The organism is Promicromonospora citrea (assembly GCF_013004695.1).
GTDB classification, from domain to species: domain Bacteria; phylum Actinomycetota; class Actinomycetes; order Actinomycetales; family Cellulomonadaceae; genus Promicromonospora; species Promicromonospora citrea.
Genome location: NZ_JABEMG010000190.1, coordinates 1 through 6,250 on the forward strand (window position 1 = coordinate 1; position 6,250 = coordinate 6,250).

Consider the following 6,250-nt stretch of genomic DNA (forward strand, 5'->3'; position numbering starts at 1 on the left):
CGTCCTCGCCGCCCAGGAGCTCCGCGACCTCCTCGCGGTCGGAGGGGAGCCCCGCCTCCTCGAACAGGTCGCCGCGGTAGCAGATGGCCTCGGGGCCGATGTCGGTGCCGTAGCCGATGACCTTGCCCTCGGGCGTGGTCGCCTGCTGGACCTTCCAGTCGACCCAGCGGCCCTCGAGCTCGGGGTCGGCCAGGTCGGTGAACAGGTCGGGGTACTGCGACAGCTCGGGCAGCCAGTCGACCTCGATGGCCTCGATGTCGGCCAGACCCTCGCCACCGGCGGCGAGCTTGGTCGTCATGTTGCTGCGGGCGTCGTCGGTCGTCGCCGCCTTGATGTGCTCGACCTTCACGTTCGGGTGCTCGTCGGTGTACTTCTTGAGCATCTCCTCGGTGTAGCCGAAGTCGTTGAAGGTCGCGACCTTCAGCGTGATGGGACCGTCGTCCCCGCCGGACCCCTCCTCGGACCCCCCGCCGCAGGCGGTGAGGGCGAGAGCGACGGCGGCGACGCCGGCGCTCACCTGGAGGGTACGGGCGACGGGGCGCCGGGTGGGTCGGGTACTGCTCAGCACTGGGGACTCCCTTGTCGTGCGTAGGACGTCTCGCGTCCAGGACATTGGTCGTGAAACAGGTTCGAGCTTCGGTGGTCGCGTGCGGGCACGGCGGCGTACCGGTGTTGGGAGCGCTTCCAGAGCTAGGGGTGGTAGCGCTCCCACGGGCAGTGATCGTGGCGTGGGCGCCCGCCCCGTGTCAAGACGGGCAGCGGGCGAACCGTGGCCCGGTCATTGCCTGATGCGGATGCCCTTCGCGGTCTGCACGGCCTGGTTCCAGGCGATCTCCGGGCTGCTGCTGCCCGCGTCGACCGAGGCCAGCGCGTTGTTGATCTCGTCACGGATCTGGAAGTAGTACGGGCCCTTGTACGGCGCACCGTCGATCGACTGCGCACGGGAGGTGAAGATCTTGCCGACCGGCGCGTTGTTGAAGAACGGGTTCACGTAGCTCTGGACGGCCTCGGACGCCTGTGCCTCGATCTGCGACGGGAAGGTGCCGGAGGTCTCGAACGCCGTGGTCTGGCGCTCGGGCGCGGTCAGCCACGCGGCCAGCTTCTTGGCCTCCTCGGGGTACGCGCCGGCCGAGGGCACGGCCAGGAAGGACCCGCCCCAGTTGCCGCCGCCGCCCGGGAAGACGTTGGCCACGTCCCAGCCCTGCACGCCGGGCGAGTAGGACTCGATCGGGCCCATCATCCAGCCCGGGCACAGCATCGTCGCGAACGCGTTCGACTGGAAGCCCGCCGTCCACTCGGGGGTCCACTGCTCGAGGCCCGCGGACAGGCCGTCCGCGACGGCGCGGGTGATCTGGTCGTAGATCGCGCGCACCTCGTTGTTGAGCGCGAGGTCCGTGGGCAGCCGGGTCGCCGGGTCCTCGAACGCGGCGGGCAGCTGGTTGACCATGCCCTGGAAGGTGCCCGTCGTGCCGTCGAACCATGCGGCGTCCGACTGCTCGGTGAACTGTCGACCCACCTCGAAGTAGCGCTCCCAGGTGGCCTTCTCGCCGCCGAGCAGCGTCGCGACCTCCTCGCGGTCGGTCGGGAGCCCCGCCGCCTCGAACAGGTCGGCGCGGTAGCAGATCGCTTCCGGGCCGATGTCGGTGCCGTAGCCGATGAGCTTGCCGTCGGCCGTGGTGGCCTGCTGGACCTTCCAGTCGACCCAGCGCTCGGAGACCTCGGGGTCGCTCAGGTCCTCGAAGAGGTCGGAGTGCTCCATGAGCTCGGGCAGCCAGTCGACCTCGGCCGCGACGACGTCGGCCAGCTCGGAGCCGTCCCCCGTCGTGAAGGCCTTGAGCATCGCGAGGCGGGCCTCGTCCGAGGTCGGCGCCACGACGTGCTCGACGGTGACGTTCGGGTTCTCCTCCGTGTACTGGGCCAGGAGCTCGTCCGTGTAGCCGAAGTCGTTGAAGGTGGACACCGTGAGCGTGATCGGGCCGTCCGCGCCGTCGTCGCCCGCAGGGCTCTGCCCCAGGAGCGAGCCGCAAGCGGTCAGGGGCAGGACGAAGACCGTCAGCGCGGCGGCGGCCGCGCGCCGTCGCGCGAGCGGGCGGCGTCGAACCGGTCCGATGTTGCTGGGCACTGGGACTCCTCAGTGGTCAGGACTCATGCGTGTCAAGTCGTGAGAGCGATATGAGAGCACAAACATGCGCACATCAGACACGAATGTTCGCACAACGTGATCCAGGCGCGGCAGGGCGAGTTCACGACCTGGTTGCGGGACGGGGTGCAGATCGGGCGGTGCGCCGGCCGGTGACCTGCGTGGACGGGTCGGTTCAGGCGGTGCCGGAGCGTCGTCCGGCGAGCCAGTCGCGGCCCGCCTCCGCCTCGGTCTCGAGCGTGGTGCGGACGGCGGCGACCGCCGCCTCCTCGATGACGGCACCGAACAGCGGCACCGTGGCCCGGACGTCGCCCGTGTAGGTGAGCCGCGTGTCGCCGTCCGGCAGCGCGGCGAGGATCGAGGTGCCCGTGACGCGGACCGGTGCGCCGAGGATCTCGACCGCGACCGTGCCGGTGCGCCGGCCCTCGGAGGCCGCCTCCCACGCCTCGGCCTGGCGGATCTCGAGGTGCGCGCCGACGAGCGGCCGGGCCTGCACGGGGATGATGTCGGTCGGGAGGGTGCGCCGCACGACGACGGTGAAGCCGTCCTCCGCGGTCCCCGTGACGTCGGCCTGCTCGACGACGCCGTTCACGGAGCCGGTGGAACGCTGGGCGCGCCACCGCACGAACGACTCGTCCGCGAGCATCGTGGCGACGTCGTCGATGGTGGCGGGGAACGTCAGATCCACTGTCAGCTGCACTGGCTTCCTCCTCGCGCCGACGGGGCGTGCCGGTGGTGGAACTCTAACCGACGCGCCGTGACCGGCCGCCGGGAGCGAAGCCGACCGCGGGCCGGGCGCCCCGGCGGCTCGTGGGCCGTTCCGGCATAGGCTGGGGCCGTGTCCGCGATGAGTGACCTGATCCTTGAGCACGCCGACCTCGAGCCGGCCGACGTCGAGTGGCTGCATCTCCTGGTGGGTGACTGGCAGGTGGTCTCGGACCTCGCGTTCGCGGACCTCGTGCTGTGGCTGCCCACCGACGACGGCCGGTTCGTCGCGATCGCCCAGTGCAGGCCCTCGACGGGCTCGACGGTGCACTACGACGACATCGTCGGCTCGTTCGCGCCCGAGGGCCAGCGGCCGCAGCTCGCGCGGGCGATGGAGGAGGCCAAGGCGCAGCGTGCCCGCGAGCCGCGGTGGTTCGGCGCGTACGCGGTGCGCGAGGAGGCCATCCCGGTCGTCCACAAGGACAAGGCGATCGCGGTGGTCGCGCGGCAGACCAACCTCGGGTCCGGCCGCACGCCGTCGCGCCTGGAGCTCAACTACGTCGAGGCCGCCGACGACCTCGTGGCGATGATCCCGCGTGGCGAGTTCCCCATGACCAACGCGGCGACGGGGTCGCGACGCGGTGCGCCGCGCGTGGGCGACGGCCTCATCCGGCTCAACTCCGAGGGTGAGGTGCTGTACGCGAGCCCGAACGCGCTGTCGTGCTTCCACCGGCTCGGCGTCATCGGGCCGCTGGTCGGGCAGTCCCTCGTCGAGGTGACGGCGGACCTCGTGGAGAAGCTGCAGCCCGTCGACGAGTCGCTGCCGCTCGTGGTGATGGGCCGCGCGCCGTGGCGCACGGACATCGAGGCGCACGGGGTGTCGCTGTCGCTGCGCGCGATGCCGCTCACCGACCGCGGGCAGCGCATCGGCGCGGTGCTGCTGTGCCGTGACGTGTCCGAGCTGCGCCGCCGCGAGCGGGAGCTGATCACCAAGGACGCGACGATCCGCGAGATCCACCACCGAGTGAAGAACAACCTGCAGACGGTCGCGGCGCTGCTGCGGCTCCAGGCGCGGCGCATGGACGTGCCGGCCGCACGTGAGGCGCTCGAGGAGGCGATGCGGCGGGTGTCGACCATAGCCCTGGTGCACGAGAGCCTCTCGCAGACCCTCGACGAGCAGGTCGAGCTCGACGACATGGTGGGGCGCGCCCTGCGGCTGACGGCCGACGTCGCCTCGGCGGGCACGTCCGTGCGGACGGTGCGGACCGGGTCGTTCGGCATGGTACCCGCGCAGGACGCGACGCCGCTCGCGCTGGTGCTGACGGAGCTGGTCACCAACGCCGTCGAGCACGGGTTCGTGGGCCGGACGTCGGGCACGGTCGAGATCGTGGTCGAGCGGGACAACGCCGACCTGCGCGTGGTGGTGGCCGACGACGGTGTCGGCATCCCCGAGGACGGTGCGGGCGAGCGGGGGCCGGGCAGCGGCCTCGGCACGCAGATCGTGCGGACGCTCGTCACGAACGAGCTCGGCGGGACCATCGAGTGGTCGGCCCGCGAGGGCGGGGGCACGCAGGTCGAGCTGCAGCTCGTGCTCCGTGCGGGGGAGGCCGCACGGTCCTGAGGCCGTGTCCGGCCGGCAGGCGTGCCGGTCGGATGCCCCGGGAACGACGTGAGCCGCGCCTGAGCGGTGGGGGTCTGCTCAGGCGCGGCTCACGGGAAGGCTGTGGGGGAGCGTCAGCCCGCCCGGCGGGCGCGCGCGGTGCGGCGCTTGAGGGCGCGACGCTCGTCCTCGCTCATGCCGCCCCAGACGCCGGCGTCCTGGCCGGACTCGATCGCCCACTTGAGGCAGGTGTCGACGACGTCGCAGCGGCGGCACACTGCCTTGGCCTCCTCGATCTGCAGCAGGGCGGGGCCCGTGTTGCCGATCGGGAAGAACAGTTCGGGGTCCTCTTCGAGGCATGCTGCGCGGTGGCGCCAGTCCATGGTCACGTACTCCTTGGAAGGGACGACCCGCCGTCCGGCTCGCCAGATGGGAGCATCGTCGTCGTGCGTCTGGGGCGCGCAGCTCTGGTGGAGGATCGTTCGCGATCTCTGAGCGCCAGCGGCGACCGACGGGGGGTGCGTTCGAGGGTGTGTGGCTTGCTGCATCTAGGTTCACACGCTCGTGAAGGTGCGCACAAGGGGTTACGGCGAAGTTTCTGAGGCGTGAACCGTGAGGTATCCGTCACACTATTGTGAATAGTGCGCTCACCAGTATCCTAGTCCGTCATGCCCGTACTGGAAGCCTTTTTCGCGCCCGGAGTTCCGGCGTTTCTCCGTGCCCTCGTCATCGGCGTGGTGGCCGAGATCCTGGGCCTCGTGGCATTTGCCGTGGTGTTACTTGGGGAGCTCCTTACGGGCGGTTCCTCTTCTGTGGGAGTGAGCCTCTTTCTGGTTGTGTTCCTCCTGGGTGTGGCCTGGGTGCTGGCCGTCTCCGCGCGCGCACTTCTGGCCGGTCGCCGGTGGGGGCGCGGCCCCGTCATCACCTGGCAGCTCTTCCAGGTCATCGGCGCGGTGGCCGCCGTCGGCAGCGCGACGGGGCTCACGCTGGCCGGCGGCTGGCTCGCCCTCGCGGTCGCCGTCGCGGTGATCGTGCTGCTCATGACGCCGTCGGTGGTCGCGGCGACGTCGCAGACCCGCCAGGCGGACTGAGGCGCGGCTCCAGCACCTGGCAGAGGACCGGTCCGCCGCGGCCGCACCACACGGAGCGGCCGGGCGGCCCGCCCGTCCCCGCGACCGACGCGGGCGCCCCGAGCACGACGTCGGACGCCCGGTCGGTGCCGAGCAGCACGAGCCGCGGACCGACCCATGAAGCGAGCCCGCCCACCGACGCGCTGCCGGCGGAGACCGCGAACACGGCTCCTGACCGCAGCGCCGCCTGGGGCAGTGCCCCGGCGAGATCCTCGGCGCTGTCGACGACGACGAGGGTCCGGTGCGCGGTGCCGTCCCGGCTCCCGGTGTCCGCGCGCGCCGCGACGGCGCCCTGCCCCTCCCCGGCGAGCAGGCCCGGCAGCGCCGCTGCGTCCTCGGGCAGCAGGCTGCCCCGGTAGCCCGGACGGTCCCGCAGGGCGGCGAGACCCGCCGCGTCACGGGTGACGGCGCGCACCGCCCAGCCGCGGTCCAGGGCGGCGAGCGCGGCCGTGACCAGTGCCGTCGTGCGTCCTGACCGGGCTCCGCCGAGCACCGCGAGGTGGCCGTCGGCCGGGTCCCAGGTGACGGTCGTGCGGCATCGGCCGTCCGGGTCGTCGCCGAGGGCGAGCACGAGGCCGCGCCGGTCGCGGCGTCGGGGCGGAGGCAGGTCGGCGGCGGTCGCCCGCGTCGGGAGCGCGGGCAGCCACGGCGGGTCACCCGGGACGTGCCCGCTTT

Annotated in this window: 6 protein-coding genes and 1 pseudogene; 2 read left to right on the forward strand and 5 right to left on the reverse strand. The window is 72.2% G+C overall.

All coding sequences use genetic code 11. From position 1 onward, the window contains the following. The 3 genes from HLB15_RS21745 to HLB15_RS21755 form a co-directional block, all read right to left on the reverse strand. Nucleotides 1-568: extracellular solute-binding protein (locus HLB15_RS21745; RefSeq protein WP_171108598.1), on the reverse strand; the 568-nt coding region annotated here is incomplete at its 3' end. A gap of 210 nt (nucleotides 569-778) precedes the next feature. Then, a complete protein-coding gene (locus HLB15_RS21750) occupies nucleotides 779-2,122 on the reverse strand; it encodes an ABC transporter substrate-binding protein (protein WP_171108600.1) in 1,344 nt (447 codons plus the stop codon). Nucleotides 2,123-2,315: 193 nt separating this feature from the next. Further along, on the reverse strand, nucleotides 2,316-2,840 hold the full coding sequence (locus HLB15_RS21755; RefSeq protein ID WP_171108602.1) for a DUF2505 domain-containing protein: 525 nt from the start codon (nucleotides 2,838-2,840) through the stop codon (nucleotides 2,316-2,318). 147 nt (nucleotides 2,841-2,987) lie between these two features. On the opposite strand from HLB15_RS21755, the gene HLB15_RS21760 reads away from it, so the two are divergent. Next, complete coding sequence (locus tag HLB15_RS21760; RefSeq protein WP_171108606.1) at nucleotides 2,988-4,466, forward strand: sensor histidine kinase; 1,479 nt, start codon at nucleotides 2,988-2,990, stop codon at nucleotides 4,464-4,466. 113 nt (nucleotides 4,467-4,579) lie between these two features. On the opposite strand, the gene HLB15_RS21765 is transcribed toward HLB15_RS21760, so the two are convergent. Then, on the reverse strand, nucleotides 4,580-4,828 hold the full coding sequence (locus HLB15_RS21765; RefSeq protein WP_026365970.1) for a WhiB family transcriptional regulator: 249 nt from the start codon (nucleotides 4,826-4,828) through the stop codon (nucleotides 4,580-4,582). A gap of 285 nt (nucleotides 4,829-5,113) precedes the next feature. Between HLB15_RS21765 and HLB15_RS21770 the strand changes: the two genes are divergently transcribed. Continuing rightward, entirely contained in the window at nucleotides 5,114-5,536 is a 423-nt protein-coding gene (locus tag HLB15_RS21770; RefSeq protein WP_171108604.1) for a hypothetical protein, read from the forward strand. Here HLB15_RS21770 and HLB15_RS21775 read toward each other — a convergent pair. Beyond that, a pseudogene (locus HLB15_RS21775) lies at nucleotides 5,484-6,250 on the reverse strand (hypothetical protein); the annotation flags it as partial. The gene HLB15_RS21770 and the pseudogene HLB15_RS21775 sit on opposite strands and share 53 nt — an antisense overlap.

Coding starts and splice junctions, on each gene's coding strand:
- HLB15_RS21760 (WP_171108606.1), top strand. CDS start 2,988: ATGAGTGACCTGATCCTTGAGCACGCCGACCTCGAGCCGGCCGACGTC.
- HLB15_RS21765 (WP_026365970.1), bottom strand. CDS start 4,828: ATGGACTGGCGCCACCGCGCAGCATGCCTCGAAGAGGACCCCGAACTG.
- HLB15_RS21770 (WP_171108604.1), top strand. CDS start 5,114: ATGCCCGTACTGGAAGCCTTTTTCGCGCCCGGAGTTCCGGCGTTTCTC.